Origin of the sequence: Acinetobacter sp. YH01021 (genome assembly GCF_013420255.1) — a bacterium.
Taxonomy (GTDB): Bacteria; Pseudomonadota; Gammaproteobacteria; order Pseudomonadales; family Moraxellaceae; genus Acinetobacter.
In genome coordinates, this window is sequence record NZ_VOYO01000038.1 from 1 (window position 1) to 14,076 (window position 14,076).

Here is a 14,076-nt window from a genome sequence, read left to right on the forward strand (position 1 = left end):
TCAACTTTTGCCAGTGTTGATCTGTCAGCATGGTACGAGGCATAGCGAATAGTAAAATTGGGTTTGGCGATTTGATTTTACTACTTCGCTATTTTTTTAAGCTAAAAGTGTCAACACACCCTAATAACCGCTAGTCGGATTAATCACATTGATATCCTTTTTATATTTCCCCAATAGATCACGCAAGGAATTCATCAAAATACTGGTATCTACGCCCACTGCTACAAACTCAGTGCCAAGTTCGATATATTTTTGCGTCACTTCATGCTGGGTTGACAGAATTCCTGCAGCTTTGCCTGCAGAACGAATCCGCTGGATTGCATCAATTACAGCTTTTTGTACTTCAGGATGATTCGGATCACCTTGATAACCCATAGTGGCAGATAGATCAACGGCGCCAATAAACACGCCATCAATCCCGTCGATCTGAAGAATAGCATCCAGATTTTCAAGTCCTGTGACCGATTCAATCTGGATTAATAAACAGATTTCTTCATGTGCCGTCTGATAATAATTTGGAATGCTGTTCCAGCGGGTGGCACGTGCCAGTGCAGCACCAACGCCACGAATTCCTTCAGGCGGATAACGGACTGCCCTGACCATGAGTTCGGCCTGTTCCACGGTTTCTACCATCGGAATCAACAGCGTTTGTGCACCGATATCAAGGAGTTGCTTGATCAGTTGTACGCTACCAATGGGTGGTCGTACCACTGCTTGCGAGGGATAAGCAGCAATACTTTGCAGTTGCGACAAAGTCGTTCTCAAATCACTGGGTGCATGCTCACCATCAATCAGCAGCCAGTCATAACCTGCATTTGCCGCAATCTCGGTTCCATAGGCATCTGCCAATCCAATCCATAAGCCGATTTGCTGCTGGGTTTTCAGTTTGTGTTTAAAGTAATTGGTCACTTGCATCCGCTAACCTATTTGCATGTTGCTGGCGATGCCTCTTATTAAACGCTTCTCGCTTAAAAGTGCCAATAGACAAAAACTGGATTTTAATCTGATTTAACTCTAAGTTTTGCTTGAATCCAGCTCAAGATCATCTCAAAACAGGCTTTGCCTGATGCTTTTTTATTGTAATAATCAGGGGATGTGAAAAATGTATATATTTAAAACTTCTACTCGCTGTTTATTTAAAAAGATTGGAGTCCATTGATGGATTTACTCAAGATCACACAGACCCGCTATACCACTAAAGCCTATGATCCTAGCAAGAAAATCCCAGCAGAACAGTTTGAACGCTTGTTAGAAATTTTGCGTCTGGCACCCTCTTCGATCAATATTCAGCCTTGGCATTTTTTTATTGCCGATCATGATGCCGCCAAACAGCGCATTGCCAAAGCCTTGGTTGGTACTTATGCCTACAATGCACCCAAAGTTCTGGATTCTTCACATACCATTTTATTCTGCACCAAGGCCGATATTAATGAGTTGCATCTAGAAAACTTATTGAACCGCGATGATCTCAGTGGCCGTTTTAAAGATGAATCAGCCAAAGAAGGTCAGAAAAATACCCGTGCAGGTTATATTCATTATTATCGTAATGAAAAAGGTGATATTCAGCGTTGGGCTGAAAACCAGACCTTCATTGCACTCGGTCAAATGCTCTTGGCTGCCGGAATTGAAGGGGTTGATGCCACACCAATTGGCGGCTTTGACGAAGAGATGATTAGTGAAGAATTACAACTTGCAGAACAGGGTTTGATCCCTTCTGTATTGCTGACTTTAGGCTATCGCAGTGAAAATGATTTCAATGCCAAACTCCCTAAATCACGTCTTGCCGCTGAAGATATTTTCACCAAACTGTAAGGAATTTATGCTATAAAAGGGGTCAAGCGCCCCTTTCCATGTCAATTCGGGCCTATTTTTTGCTTTATTTAATTTACATCTAATAGAATAACAATAGAGGTCATCTATGTCGCTCCTTACATCCAAATCCCTGAAATTTGAATGCCATCATTGCGATAAAATTTATCTCCAGCACTATAAAGAGCAACAGCATCGTTATCCGCACTGTCCAGACTGCCAACAGTCCGGTTTATTGCTTGGACTGGCCGAAGCAGGTGACCTGCTCCGACATCCGATTGAATTTGCATCCTCTTATGTCAAGCAGACATTGCATAAGCTAGGCAAATCACACTAGTCAAGCCTAGCAGTAATCCTAGAGTACTTGCAGGTTTGAGCCGTTCTTTAAAGAATACCAGACCTGCTATCACACCAAATACCACCACCAGAATATTCATGCCAGCAAAGACGATCGCAGGTGAATCCTTAAGCAGCATATGGGCTTTGACATAGAAAGCAATATTGGCAAAATTCAGGAAACCCAATAACAGACCAGCGCCGATATTCTGCATCGAGCCCAAGCTTTTATATTTGATTAACAGATAGCCCATCGAAATGATCAGGGCACAAACAAACATTAGATTCAGCGCCACCGCGAATTGGAGGCCCAGACTGGTTGTATATTTCAACAATACATCTATTAGCGCATAACCGACCCAGACCAAGCCCAGATACAACATTCCCTGATTGCCCTGTCCTGTACTTTGTCGATGTGAAAACAGGATGCACAACACTGCGCCAATGCCTAAAGCGATCCCGAGTATTTTCAGCTGATTAAATTGTTCCTGAAAAATGAAATAGGCTGCAGCCAGTGACAAAACTACCGAGAGTCGCTGGGCAATTTCGGTTTTTAAAATTCCAGCCGTTTGCAAAGCCTTGGCCAGAAACAGAAATACGCTCGGAAGTAAAATGCCCAGAGCCAGAATAAGCAACCAAGGTGTCTGAGACATTGAAATATGCTGAATATCAGGCTTAAACCAGAAAAAACACAAGAGACTGGCTGTCATATAGTTCCAGCTAATCATGTGTATCTGACTCAAGTCCTTATTTTTGGCGACTTTTAATAATATTGAGACCGCAACGCTGCATAGCGCTGCTGCGAAAATCAGTTCCATATGCTGCTCTTATTCTTGATATTTATGAGTCTACAAAAAAGCCCACATTTGCAGTGGGCTTTTTTTATAAATGATTCACTGGGAATTATTTATAGTGTGACACCATTTTCTCTAAAGAAATTGGGCGAATCTTGTCTGCATTGCCTGCAGTACCGAAAGCTTCGTAACGATCGATACAGATTTGCTTCATTGCATCTACAGTTGCGCTGAAGAATTTACGTGGATCGAATTCGCTTGGTTTTTCTGCCATCATACGACGCATTGCACCGGTAGATGCTAAACGCAAGTCAGTATCGATGTTGATTTTACGCACGCCGTGTTTGATCGCTTCAACCAGCTGCTCAACCGGAACACCGTAAGTTTCCTTGATGTCGCCGCCATACTGGTTAATCACTGCCAACCATTCTTGTGGCACAGAGCTTGAACCGTGCATGACAAGATGCGTGTTTGGAAGTGCTGCGTGAATTTCCTTAATGCGGTCAATCGCAAGAATATCACCTGTAGGTGGACGCGTGAACTTGTACGCACCGTGTGAAGTACCTACTGCAATTGCAAGCGCATCAACATTGGTATCAGCAACGAAGCTACGCGCTTCTTCAACTGAAGTCAGGAGTTGAGAATGATCCAGTACGCCTTCTGCGCCTACACCATCTTCTTCACCCGCCATACCTGTTTCAAGGCTACCCAAACAACCGATTTCACCTTCAACAGATACGCCACACGCATGTGCCATTTGAACTGTACGGCGAGTCACATCAACGTTATATTCATATGAAGTTGGTGTTTTACCGTCTTCACCCAGTGAGCCGTCCATCATCACTGATGAAAAGCCTAACTGGATTGAACGTTGACAAATGTCAGGACTGGTACCGTGGTCTTGATGCATTACCACTGGAATATGTGGCCATTCTTCAATTGCAGCCAAAATTAGGTGACGCAAGAACGGAGCGCCTGCATATTTACGCGCACCCGCAGATGCTTGTACGATAACAGGTGAATTGGTTGCATCTGCTGCAAGCATAATTGCACGCATTTGTTCTAAGTTGTTTACGTTAAATGCTGGTACGCCGTAAGCATGTTCGCCGGCGTGATCCAAGAGCTGGCGCAATGAAATAAGAGCCATAATATCCTCCCAGTGAATGCCACATATTCTACATGTTCAAAGGTTTCAATTCAGCAACAAATAACACTATTTAAAAAAAATCCCTGCATTTGCAGGGATTTTGTGTCACATTAACCGGATTAAGGTGCTACAGGCTCTGAAGTCGCAGCAACTGACTCGTCTGCAGTCGCTTCGTCGGCTGGCGCATTGGCAACTTCAGCTGGAATATCGGTATTTTTTTCATCTAAAATTGGCTGGTCAATGGCATCAATGGCAGCTTGCTGTTCTGGAGTTACAGCCTGATCTGCCACGGCTGCCGAGCTTTCTGCTTCAGCTTCTGGTGCACTTTCCTGTTTTGCACACGCAGTCAATGCCAGAGATGCTGCTAATAATACTGCAATAGTTAACTGTTTCTTCATCACGTATTCTCGTCATTTGGTGATTTAATGACTGCATCTTATGACAGATTTATTGCATTTTAATGACGAAGCCATGAAGGGTAAATTTTCACTGTCAAAAAAATGACATAAAAAAAGCTGGCACTGGGCCAGCTTTTTAGCTTAGGACATACAATTAAGCACGTTCTAGAAGTACTGCAACAGCAGGAAGGGTTTTACCTTCAACGAATTCAAGGAATGCACCGCCACCCGTCGAGATATAACCAATTTTGTCAGCCACTTCATATTTATCAATCGCAGCAAGTGTATCCCCACCGCCCGCAATCGAAAAACCTTCAGATTCAGCAATCGCTAAAGATAAAGTTTTAGTACCTTCACCGAATTGATCTACTTCAAATACGCCGACTGGGCCATTCCAAAGAATGGTTTTAGAGGTTTTCAGGATTTCTGCAAATGCTTTCGCAGTTTCTGGGCCTACATCCAGAATCATGTCGTTATCAGCAACATCTGCAACGTTTTTCACCGTTGCTTTTGCAGCAGCCAATGAACCCAGGAAGTCTTCAAAGTTAATTTCAGAGGCATCTGCAACCACAACGTCAGTAGGAAGTGGAACTGCTACTTTTGCAGCAATGGCTTTTGCCGTATCGATCAGATCCTTTTCACACAATGATTTGCCCACGTTATAACCGGCCGCAGCAAGGAACGTGTTGGCAATACCACCACCGACGATCAATTGATCACAAATGTCAGAAAGTGAGGTTAAAACATCTAGCTTGGTAGAGACTTTAGAACCTGCAACAATCGCCACCATTGGCTTTTCAGGGGTTTGCAGTGCACGACCAAGCGCATCAAGTTCAGCTGCCAGTAAAGGACCTGCAGCTGCAACTTTAGCCAGACGCGCTACGCCTTCAGTAGATGCTTCTGCACGGTGTGCTGTACCAAAGGCATCCATCACGAATACATCACACAATGCTGCATATTTTGCTGCAAGTTCAGGATTGTTTTTCTTCTCGCCGACGTTAAAACGGCAATTTTCCAGTAGAACTACCTGACCTGGCTGAACATCAACGCCATCTAAATAGTCAGTAAACAGTTTTACTTCTTGGCCCAAAGCTTCAGTCAAGTAAGCCGCTACAGGAGCAAGTGACTGTTCAGCTTTAGGCTCACCTTCAACCGGACGACCCAGATGAGAATACACCATGACTGCAGCGCCTTTTTCTAGTGCTGCTTTAATCGTTGGCAATGCTGCACGAAGACGCGCATCGCTGGTGATCACACCATTTTTAACAGGAACGTTTAAATCTTCACGGATCAGAACACGTTTACCTGCTAAATCGAGGTCAGTCATACGCTGAAAGTTCATGTAGAGCTCACTTTATAGATATTAAAACCAGGCGATTTTAAATGATTATGCAGAAAAAGGTTAGCATCTTTTGCAGAAAACATTATGAATGCCAAAGTTTTGTTATGATAGAAAAAAGCCTCTTTTAGATTCAGTCCCTATGTCGATACATCCTGATCCAAATCTTAACCGTTTGAACGTGTTAGGTGAGCCTTTGTCCAGCTGTTGCTTCGATCCGATTACCGGATATTTCCGCAATGGCTTTTGCCATACTGCGACCACCGATCTGGGCCAGCATACGGTTTGCGCGCAAATGACCTCAGAATTTCTGAATTTTTCTCAAAAAGTCGGTAATGACCTGATTACGCCTTTGCCCGAACTGGATTTCCCGGGCCTGCAACCTGGCGATTTCTGGTGTATCTGCGTAACGCGCTGGGTCGAAGCCTATGAAGCGGGTCAAGCTCCACCGATCAAGCTACAAGCCTGTCACAAAGCTGTTCTGGCGTATGTACCGTTAAATATTCTTGAGGAATATGCTGTCTAATGAATTCTGCACAGATTATCTTGGCATCGTCCAGTCAAACCCGCAAAGCGCTGATGGATCGTCTGCATATTAATTATATTTCCATGGTACCGGATATTGATGAATCTCCTCGCGGGGAAAATCACGCAGATGATCTGGCACAACGACTGGCTTTTGAGAAAGCCAGATATATTGCTGAACAAAATCCAGAAGCGATTGTGATCGGCTCAGATCAGGTGGCATGGCGTGAAGGTGCGCCGGATATTTTTATTGGCAAACCGTTAACGACTGAAAAGGCCATTCGCCAGCTACAAGCCAACTCGGACAAGATTGTCTATTTTAGTACTGCGCTCAGTGTGCAGCAGCTATCGACCGGTTTTGAACAAAGTCTGGTTGAACACTATAAAGTCAAGTTCCGCAAACTGTCTCAGGTCGAAATCGAGCGTTATGTCGAAATTGAACAACCTTTGCATTGTGCAGGCAGTTTCAAATGTGAAAGCCTCGGTATCAGCTTGTTTGAAGAAATGATCGGACAAGATCAGACCACGCTGATGGGCATGCCAATGATCAAGCTCTGTCATATTCTTCGTGAATTAAAAATTCTGGTTCCTTAATCTCTCCCTTTAAATTCAGGCTTTACTCTATGTCTCAACCTTTAGACGTACTAGGCGGTATTACCGCTGAACAATTCCTTAGCGAATACTGGCAAAAGAAACCTTTACTGGTGCGTAATGCAATGCCTGAAATCGCCAGTTTGCTTGAACCCAATGATGTGATGGAACTTGCGCTTGAAGAACATGTCACTGCCCGTCTCATCAAGCAGAAAGATCGTGATCCGAATCAATGGAGCGTAAAATCCTCACCTTTGCTCAAAGCAGATTTCCAGAAAATGCCCAAGCTCTGGACGCTTTTGGTTCAGGCTGTAGATCACTATTCATTTGACCTGTCGGCACTTTGGAAAAAATTCCCATTTATTCCACAATGGCGTCGCGATGACATCATGGTGTCTTATGCACCGCAAGGCGGTTCAGTCGGCAAGCATTTCGATTTCTATGATGTGTTTCTGGTACAAGGCTATGGCCATCGTCGCTGGCAGCTTGGGCAAATGTGTGATACCGAAACTCCATTTGTTCCGGGTCAACCGCTTAAATTATTGCCTGAAATAGAAATGAACTTTGATGAAGTGCTGGCACCTGGCGACTTGCTCTATGTGCCGCCTGGTCTGGCTCATTACGGCGTGGCTGAAGATGACTGCCTGACTTATTCATTCGGTTTCCGCATGCCAAATATCAGTGACATGATGGATCGTGTCGGGGATAAATTCTCTGAAAATGAAACGCTGCGTAACCCATTGCTGGATATCATCCGTGATCAAGTCGGTGCTATCGGTGAAGTGAGCAGCAATGAGCTGGAATATCTGAAAGAACACATCATGCAGCAACTGCATAATTCCAATGTTCTCGAAGATGCCATCATGAGCTTGATGTCCGAACCTAAATATCCTGAAAACCTGCCTGAAGCAGAAGAAATCGGTACAGGTGATCTGGAAGAAGCACTCGATCAGGGCTATAGCCTGATGCTCGAACCTGCGTCACGCCTGCTTTATACTGAAACGGACGGCGACGTTCTGTTCTGGGCAAATGGTGAGGGTGTGTGCATCTCTGAGACATTTACCGCAAAACTCAAACAGCTTGCAGATGGTGAAGCGCTGTTATTCGGTGAAGACTTCGCTGATGAAGAAATTCTGGAAGATGTTGCTGCATTATTAAATGAAGCCGTGTTGATGCTGGTTCCACCGCCAGAAGACGAGTAATCTTTCCACGGTTCTATTTAGGCAATAATTTTAAGAGGATCACATGATCCTCTTTTTTATTTTTAGAGTCTAGAATTCTAACTAATTAAGGCTGATACAGCTCTAATACAACACGAATCAGCGTATCTCCTTGTTCAGATTCAATCTGGAACAATCCTCCCATGCGCTCAACCCGCATTTTCATGCTGCGCATTCCAATACTCAGACCATTTTTTTGCACCATGTCAGCATCGAAACCGATGCCATTATCCTGAATGCTTAAAGTAAGCTGATGTGGCTGGGAATATTCCAGACTGACTTTTACCTGACTGGCCTGACTATGCTTAATGATATTGGTCAGACTTTCTTCGACTACTCGGATCAAGGTCAAACACTGTAATGCCGTCGGTTCACGCTGCCAGACTTTTGGAAATGACCATTCAACTACAATCCCCATTTCTTCCATCAGCTGGGTAAAACGATAACGTACCGGTGCGATCCAGAGTACCGGCGTTTGTGGGACTTTATTTTCAATAGATGAACCACTGTCAATGATTTGTCTGAGATCATCTCTGAGCAGTTTCAGCATGGAAAGAAACTGCTGTTTAGAAACTGTTTCGCTACTTTGATCCACCAGAATCATGGAACGCACAATAGACCCTCCCAACCCGTCATGCAGTTCATGTGACAGATTAATCCGCTCTTGCAGACGAACATTCGCCAGCTCCAGTTGATGTTTATCGTTCAGGCTTTTATTCAGGTCGGCACTGACCTGCTGGACTTTACGTTCTAACTGGGTATTGAATTTTTCGATTTTCCTGACATTGCGATTCAAGCGTGTGCCCATAATCAGCACCACAAACAGGGTAATAATCGGTGAGGTATAGGGCGATAAAGGGGAAAATTCATTGACCTTGGTTTGGTTCAACATGATCAGGTCGATGACTACACACAGCAAAATCCCCCAGAGACATAGCATCAGGAAGAGATATTCTCCATTTCGGGTTTTGATGGCCTGATAGCTGATATACACAGTACAACTGACAAAGAGCAATACATAGAAGATAAACACTCCACCCAATACCTGCTCCAGATAATCCAAGGGACTGATCATAACCAGTAAGCTAGACAGAACGCTGACCAGAATAAATCCTCGCTCCAACTGCTTAAATTTCTGTTTTACAAAGCGGATCAGATACAGACAGAAGCAATGGATATAGGCAACAAAAAAAAGCATGTTGGCTTTACTTGCCGAAATCGTGGAGTGAAATGGAAAATTTTCTGTAGTCAAGACATTGGAAATAAACAGAATCCACAACAGTGAACTGAGTGCCAGCCAGCCAAAAGTGGTTTCTGAACGCCGGAATAACCAGATAATGAAACAGATCAGCCCAATCGTGGCAGAGAAAATCATATTGATCTGGAATACGGTACGGCGATCCCAGATTTTTTCCAAATACTGCTGGCTATTCACCAACACATTATTAAACTGAATATTGCCCAGGCCCGCGCTTTGGAAACTGTAGCCATTTACATAAATCAGGATTTCATTACTGTCTTTACGCAAACCGCTAATCGGGAAAACCCAGTAACGCGGCATATTCCAGCTTTTCGACAAGGGCTCTTGCAAGTTCCGGTCAGACCAAAGCAAGTCACCATTCAGGAATACGGCACCTGCCGAATTAATATAATCAATGGAAAAGGCAACCGGTTCTGCAAGGCGAATATTGTCCTGGCATGACCAACGCCAGACAATCTTGTACCAGGCACCCCCATGATAATTCTTCCAGTTATTCTGCCAGTTATCCGGCAAACGTACGCTTTGCCAGCCTGATGTCGGCATCTCGGTAGGACCCTGAGCCTGAACCTTCTGAATATATTCGATCTTCACCTGACAAAGATCATTAATCTGAAAATGGTTTTGTGCCTGACTCATCCTACAGAACAAGCAAAGCCAGCTGCACAGGACAAAAACACCGATCCATTTCAGTCGCTGCCGTTTGCTGCTTCTGGAACAGGCAGATGACATTACAGAATTCCCAGATGCCGTGCGGTACTGACCGCCTTGGTACGTTTACTGACCGAGAGTTTGCGGTAAATATGCTTGATATGACTTTCGACGGTATAGCGTGATACACAGAGCTGCTCGGCAATTTCACGATTACTCAGACCTTGCGCAACCAAGGACAGGATTTCCTGCTCCCGCTGTGTGAGCGTTTCCTGATCCGCAGCTGGCCTGTTCTGTTCTACTGTTCCTGAAATGGTGGGAATAGAAATCTGTTTTAAAATTTCACGGGCAACAAAGGGATCAATCGGTGCACCGCCACGCAAAATACTGCGAATAGCCAAGGCGACTTCAACATCATCCCGTTCTTTCAGCACATAACCGGTCGCACCGGCCTGAATTGCCCTAAACAGGCTATCTTGGGTACTCCAGGCAGACACCACCAGAATCAACGCTTGTGCGTCCTGTTCGCGGATTTTTTCAATAATTGAAATCCCACTTCCATCTGGCAACCCCAAATCTACTAAGGCCAGTGCAATCGGCTGTTGCTGAACTATGGAATATGCTTCTTTAACCGTGTTGGCAAATAGCAGAACGTCTTCGTTATACCCCAGATTGGTTAATATAATTTTTAAACGGCGCTGAATGACATATTCATCTTCAACGATTAATACAGGTACTGGCAAGACTGCCTCTGGTGCTGTCATAAGCACGCCCCTTATATTTATTGTTATGCCCCATTGAAGATTAAAATATAAACAAAAAAGCTCTAAAAATCATGATTTTTTTCATTTATTTATAAGATTTGGTTTTATGCGCATTAGAGACACATAATATCTCTCACACTAAACACAAATAAAAAAATGCCATCCGTTAATAAGATGGCAGTTCTAGATAGAAAATCTTTGAAGTTACGCAAGTTTCCTACTTTAAGCAGTACCGTATTGTTGTTTTAAATATTTCACAATCTCAGCCGATTCAAACATTTTGGTATCTGTATTTGGATCGACCAGATAAGGCAGCTGAATATTATTTCCCATCATTTCAAACAAATGTTCACGCTTACCGCCTGGTAGTGGTTCATATTTTCCCGGTTTTAAACGCAATTTGGCCGGTCCATAATCTTGCCAGCGCTCTTTAGCGACATTATGAAAAACAAACGGCACTTCCAGTTCACTCAAAACGGCGCGTACAATTCGGGTATAAGGACTGGCCTCAAAGCCCCATAATTCTAATAACAGTTCAGGTGTTGGCCGATCCTTAATCTTGGGATTCACCATTCCGCCGCGTAAACCATTGAGGACGGTTCCCGCAATTGCAGCCACTGGAATTTTAGGATAGTGAGCATATTTCTTGGGAGTTTTGCCGGTTTTGCCATAATGCTTGAACAGATGATCGATAATATCCTGAGACTCATAGAGTCGATCACCGGTATTTTCATCAACTAAAAAAGGAAATTGCAGTTTTCCACCCAATTGCTGCACCTCAGGACGGAAATGAGTACCCCCTCGTGGACATGGATAAACTTCATAATCCAGATTTAGCAAGGTCATGACTTCACGCACCCGACGACAAAATGGTGAACCCTCGTATTCATAGAGCTTCAAGGCTTTTTCAGGCTGATTTGGAAACGGTGTACCCACCATCCCACGTCCACCTTCAGCGATTGAAGAGGCCAAAGCTTGTACAACTTTAATTTGATGACTCAACATACTATTTTCCTGTTTTTTGTTTTATTAAACTGAAAGACAGAATGTAAGCATTCTGTCTTTTCGGGTATAAATCAGTTTTGTTGTTATTCTTTCATGCAGAAATGCAGATTCTGGCCGATTAAGCCACTAAGGCTGTTTTGGACACCACAATACCATTATTGTCCGCATAGACATAATCGCCAGAGTTAAATGTGACCCCACCAAAACAGAGAGCGATATCGACCTCACCCACGCCTTTACGGTTGCTCTTCTGTGGAATAGCCGCCAATGCATGCACTCCCAGATCAAGTTCAGCAATCGCATCCACATCACGGACACAACCGTAAATAATGACGCCATTCCAGTGATTTTTTACCGCTGATTCTGCTATCAGGTCACCCATCAAGGCACAGCGCATTGAGGCACCACCATCCACCACCAGCACCTTGCCGGTTCCATCTGTGGCCAACAACTCTTTCACACGTGAGTTATCTTCAAAACATTTTACTGTCACAATCTGACCGCCAAAGGTTTTGCGCGCCCCATAACTCTTAAAAAATTTACCATCCAGGCAAGGTGTCACCACCTGAAGCTCTAATTCTGGATGATCATCTAACAAGTCACAGGTAACAAATGCTGCTGTAGACACGGTGTTTTCCCCTCATTTCATTTTTTGTATGCGTAAATTATCATAAATTTCAAATTTTACCGTCTGAGTTAGCGCGGCCTCGACCATAGTATGAGCCACCTGCTCGGCTGTCACTGGCTTATACGCAAAACTATCCGGAATAAAACGCGATACTTTGTGGTAAACCTGCTGCGCGATATCTTCCAAAAAACGCTGCTCTGGACGTTCACCAATGAGCAATGAAGGTCGAATCAGGCTGATTCTGTCCAGAGTCAATGTTTGTACATATTCTTCCAGCTCACCTTTGACCCGATTATAGTAAAAATGAGATTGTGGATCGGCACCCATTGCACTCAGCAACAGGTAATGCGCTGAAGTTTGTTGTAACAGCTCTGCAAAGTGAGCATTTATGGTATAGTCAATACTATAAAATGCCTGTTTGGATCCGGCTTTTTTCATGGTGCTGCCCAGGCAGCTAAAACCATGGCTATGCTTGCTGACATCCTGATCATTCAACATCAGGAAATCTTCCAGTACCAGTTGTTGAACTTTATCCAAAGCATCCAGATCATTTTGATGTTTTCTGACCACTGCAGTAATCTGCTGGCAAGTCGGCTCATCTTGCAAACGTTTTATCAGTTGTTTTCCCACCAAGCCGGTGGCACCTATCACGATGGGATGAGTCAGTGATTTAGTCATTTTTTATACGATCTCCTAGGTGGAATACTAATCTAACGTTTTCTTTAGAATTTTTCTGCATCTAAAATGTTGTCAAAGCATGTCAAGACTTGACTTCGGTGCTTAGTTTAATCAAAATATGGCACTTGTTTACGGGCTGGTGATAATTCCTCTGATGTTGGTTTTCAGTTGAGTTTCAGCCCGCCCAGACCAATCTATTTCAAGGAGTGCACGAGTGGCAAACTCTGCTCAAGCTAAAAAACGTGCTCGTCAAAACGTTAAAGCACGCAAACACAACGCAAGCTTGCGTTCTATGGTTCGTACCTATCTTAAACGTACATTAGCTGCTATCAGCACTAATGACTATGCTGTTGCTACTGAAGCGTACAAATCGCTTGTTCCAGTAATCGACCGTATGGCTGACAAAGGCATCATCCATAAAAACAAAGCAGCTCGTCATAAGAGCCGCTTGAACGCGCAAGTTAAAGCACTAGCTTCTAACTAATCGCAAATGAAAAAAGCCCTTTTTAGGGCTTTTTTTGTGCCTGAAATTTCAAGAAATCAGAAAAACAATCCGTTTAGATGCCCCTCATCTAGCCGATACGATGAGATAAAAAACTGATTCGCCCCCCCTTTTTAGATTATTGATCTTTATCCATAGAAGATGGCGAAGTGGTTTTATCCTGTTTCGTATTGTCAGTGTCCCGCTTTTGACATGCGGTTAAACCCAGAATCGCGATCAGGCTAAAAATTGTGATAATTTTCATGGTTTTTCCTCAAGATGAATATTTCTATATTTATTAAGCATAGATAATTTTTATACTTACATTCTCTGTACACGACAAATTTCACAGAACCCTTATCCTATCAGGATTCTGCTTTCTTAAAATTGCCAAAATTTCCTTAAACTCTTCTTTTTTCCCAAAACCAATTAAACGCTGAATCGCCATTTGA

At 43.6% G+C, this 14,076-nt stretch carries 17 protein-coding genes; 6 read left to right on the plus strand and 11 right to left on the minus strand.

Translation table 11 applies throughout. The features are described from left to right. Positions 1 to 120: 120 nt before the first annotated feature. Positions 121 to 915, minus strand: coding sequence for a 4-hydroxy-2-oxoheptanedioate aldolase (hpaI, locus tag FTT86_RS14860; protein ID WP_005107174.1), 795 nt, complete (start codon positions 913 to 915; stop codon positions 121 to 123). A gap of 243 nt (positions 916 to 1,158) precedes the next feature. On the opposite strand from hpaI, the gene nfsB reads away from it, so the two are divergent. After that, complete coding sequence (gene nfsB, locus FTT86_RS14865) at positions 1,159 to 1,812, plus strand: oxygen-insensitive NAD(P)H nitroreductase (RefSeq protein WP_039902155.1); 654 nt, start codon at positions 1,159 to 1,161, stop codon at positions 1,810 to 1,812. Between the two features lie 106 nt (positions 1,813 to 1,918). Beyond that, positions 1,919 to 2,146, plus strand: coding sequence for a hypothetical protein (locus FTT86_RS16185; protein WP_004646744.1), 228 nt, complete (start codon positions 1,919 to 1,921; stop codon positions 2,144 to 2,146). Here FTT86_RS16185 and FTT86_RS14875 read toward each other — a convergent pair. The 4 genes from FTT86_RS14875 to FTT86_RS14890 all read right to left on the minus strand — a co-directional run bounded on the left by FTT86_RS14875 (position 2,109) and on the right by FTT86_RS14890 (position 5,826). Then, the gene (locus FTT86_RS14875; protein WP_180087282.1) at positions 2,109 to 2,963 is read right to left on the minus strand and encodes an EamA family transporter; all 855 of its coding nucleotides are present in this window, start codon (positions 2,961 to 2,963) and stop codon (positions 2,109 to 2,111) included. The genes FTT86_RS16185 and FTT86_RS14875 overlap by 38 nt on opposite strands. 85 nt (positions 2,964 to 3,048) lie before the next feature. Beyond that, on the minus strand, positions 3,049 to 4,086 hold the full coding sequence (gene fba / locus FTT86_RS14880) for a class II fructose-bisphosphate aldolase (protein WP_004279853.1): 1,038 nt from the start codon (positions 4,084 to 4,086) through the stop codon (positions 3,049 to 3,051). 119 nt (positions 4,087 to 4,205) lie between these two features. Then, entirely contained in the window at positions 4,206 to 4,484 is a 279-nt protein-coding gene (locus FTT86_RS14885) for a hypothetical protein (protein WP_004729831.1), read from the minus strand. Between the two features lie 154 nt (positions 4,485 to 4,638). Continuing rightward, positions 4,639 to 5,826, minus strand: a complete 1,188-nt coding sequence (locus FTT86_RS14890; protein ID WP_004279856.1) for a phosphoglycerate kinase — start codon at positions 5,824 to 5,826, stop codon at positions 4,639 to 4,641. A 139-nt stretch (positions 5,827 to 5,965) separates the two neighbouring features. On the opposite strand from FTT86_RS14890, the gene FTT86_RS14895 reads away from it, so the two are divergent. The 3 genes from FTT86_RS14895 to FTT86_RS14905 are packed head-to-tail and all read left to right on the plus strand — an operon-like array spanning position 5,966 to position 8,141. Next, a complete protein-coding gene (locus FTT86_RS14895) occupies positions 5,966 to 6,349 on the plus strand; it encodes a DUF2237 family protein (RefSeq protein WP_004279857.1) in 384 nt (127 codons plus the stop codon). Continuing rightward, entirely contained in the window at positions 6,349 to 6,942 is a 594-nt protein-coding gene (locus FTT86_RS14900; protein ID WP_004279859.1) for a nucleoside triphosphate pyrophosphatase, read from the plus strand. Before FTT86_RS14895 ends, FTT86_RS14900 begins: the two co-directional genes overlap by 1 nt. 29 nt (positions 6,943 to 6,971) lie before the next feature. Continuing rightward, positions 6,972 to 8,141: a cupin domain-containing protein gene (locus tag FTT86_RS14905; protein ID WP_180181439.1), complete on the plus strand. Its 1,170-nt coding sequence runs from the start codon at positions 6,972 to 6,974 to the stop codon at positions 8,139 to 8,141. A gap of 85 nt (positions 8,142 to 8,226) precedes the next feature. On the opposite strand, the gene FTT86_RS14910 is transcribed toward FTT86_RS14905, so the two are convergent. The 5 genes from FTT86_RS14910 to FTT86_RS14930 all read right to left on the minus strand — a co-directional run bounded on the left by FTT86_RS14910 (position 8,227) and on the right by FTT86_RS14930 (position 13,143). After that, on the minus strand, positions 8,227 to 10,149 hold the full coding sequence (locus FTT86_RS14910; RefSeq protein ID WP_180181440.1) for an ATP-binding protein: 1,923 nt from the start codon (positions 10,147 to 10,149) through the stop codon (positions 8,227 to 8,229). Next, on the minus strand, positions 10,149 to 10,832 hold the full coding sequence (locus tag FTT86_RS14915; RefSeq protein ID WP_005107182.1) for a response regulator transcription factor: 684 nt from the start codon (positions 10,830 to 10,832) through the stop codon (positions 10,149 to 10,151). Before FTT86_RS14915 ends, FTT86_RS14910 begins: the two co-directional genes overlap by 1 nt. A 222-nt stretch (positions 10,833 to 11,054) precedes the next feature. Continuing rightward, the gene (locus tag FTT86_RS14920) at positions 11,055 to 11,837 is read right to left on the minus strand and encodes a glutathione S-transferase N-terminal domain-containing protein (RefSeq protein ID WP_004646733.1); all 783 of its coding nucleotides are present in this window, start codon (positions 11,835 to 11,837) and stop codon (positions 11,055 to 11,057) included. Positions 11,838 to 11,955: 118 nt separating this feature from the next. Continuing rightward, positions 11,956 to 12,465 carry a ribonuclease E activity regulator RraA gene (gene rraA / locus FTT86_RS14925; RefSeq protein ID WP_180087277.1) on the minus strand — a complete coding sequence of 170 codons (510 nt, stop codon included), beginning with the start codon at positions 12,463 to 12,465 and terminating at the stop codon, positions 11,956 to 11,958. A gap of 12 nt (positions 12,466 to 12,477) precedes the next feature. Beyond that, positions 12,478 to 13,143 carry an NAD(P)H-binding protein gene (locus tag FTT86_RS14930; RefSeq protein ID WP_004279867.1) on the minus strand — a complete coding sequence of 222 codons (666 nt, stop codon included), beginning with the start codon at positions 13,141 to 13,143 and terminating at the stop codon, positions 12,478 to 12,480. Positions 13,144 to 13,357: 214 nt separating this feature from the next. On the opposite strand from FTT86_RS14930, the gene rpsT reads away from it, so the two are divergent. Beyond that, the gene (gene rpsT / locus FTT86_RS14935) at positions 13,358 to 13,627 is read left to right on the plus strand and encodes a 30S ribosomal protein S20 (RefSeq protein WP_004279868.1); all 270 of its coding nucleotides are present in this window, start codon (positions 13,358 to 13,360) and stop codon (positions 13,625 to 13,627) included. 136 nt (positions 13,628 to 13,763) lie between these two features. Here the strand turns inward: rpsT and FTT86_RS16190 are convergent, their stop codons facing one another. Then, a complete protein-coding gene (locus tag FTT86_RS16190) occupies positions 13,764 to 13,889 on the minus strand; it encodes a hypothetical protein (RefSeq protein ID WP_004729839.1) in 126 nt (41 codons plus the stop codon). Positions 13,890 to 14,076 lie beyond the last annotated feature (187 nt).

Excerpts from the sequence above, each read along its gene's own strand:
- hpaI (WP_005107174.1), bottom strand. The coding sequence starts at position 915 with ATGCAAGTGACCAATTACTTTAAACACAAACTGAAAACCCAGCAGCAA.
- nfsB (WP_039902155.1), top strand. The coding sequence starts at position 1,159 with ATGGATTTACTCAAGATCACACAGACCCGCTATACCACTAAAGCCTAT.
- FTT86_RS16185 (WP_004646744.1), top strand. The coding sequence starts at position 1,919 with ATGTCGCTCCTTACATCCAAATCCCTGAAATTTGAATGCCATCATTGC.
- FTT86_RS14875 (WP_180087282.1), bottom strand. The coding sequence starts at position 2,963 with ATGGAACTGATTTTCGCAGCAGCGCTATGCAGCGTTGCGGTCTCAATA.
- fba (WP_004279853.1), bottom strand. The coding sequence starts at position 4,086 with ATGGCTCTTATTTCATTGCGCCAGCTCTTGGATCACGCCGGCGAACAT.
- FTT86_RS14885 (WP_004729831.1), bottom strand. The coding sequence starts at position 4,484 with ATGAAGAAACAGTTAACTATTGCAGTATTATTAGCAGCATCTCTGGCA.
- FTT86_RS14890 (WP_004279856.1), bottom strand. The coding sequence starts at position 5,826 with ATGAACTTTCAGCGTATGACTGACCTCGATTTAGCAGGTAAACGTGTT.
- FTT86_RS14895 (WP_004279857.1), top strand. The coding sequence starts at position 5,966 with ATGTCGATACATCCTGATCCAAATCTTAACCGTTTGAACGTGTTAGGT.
- FTT86_RS14900 (WP_004279859.1), top strand. The coding sequence starts at position 6,349 with ATGAATTCTGCACAGATTATCTTGGCATCGTCCAGTCAAACCCGCAAA.
- FTT86_RS14905 (WP_180181439.1), top strand. The coding sequence starts at position 6,972 with ATGTCTCAACCTTTAGACGTACTAGGCGGTATTACCGCTGAACAATTC.
- FTT86_RS14910 (WP_180181440.1), bottom strand. The coding sequence starts at position 10,149 with ATGTCATCTGCCTGTTCCAGAAGCAGCAAACGGCAGCGACTGAAATGG.
- FTT86_RS14915 (WP_005107182.1), bottom strand. The coding sequence starts at position 10,832 with ATGACAGCACCAGAGGCAGTCTTGCCAGTACCTGTATTAATCGTTGAA.
- FTT86_RS14920 (WP_004646733.1), bottom strand. The coding sequence starts at position 11,837 with ATGTTGAGTCATCAAATTAAAGTTGTACAAGCTTTGGCCTCTTCAATC.
- FTT86_RS14930 (WP_004279867.1), bottom strand. The coding sequence starts at position 13,143 with ATGACTAAATCACTGACTCATCCCATCGTGATAGGTGCCACCGGCTTG.
- FTT86_RS16190 (WP_004729839.1), bottom strand. The coding sequence starts at position 13,889 with ATGAAAATTATCACAATTTTTAGCCTGATCGCGATTCTGGGTTTAACC.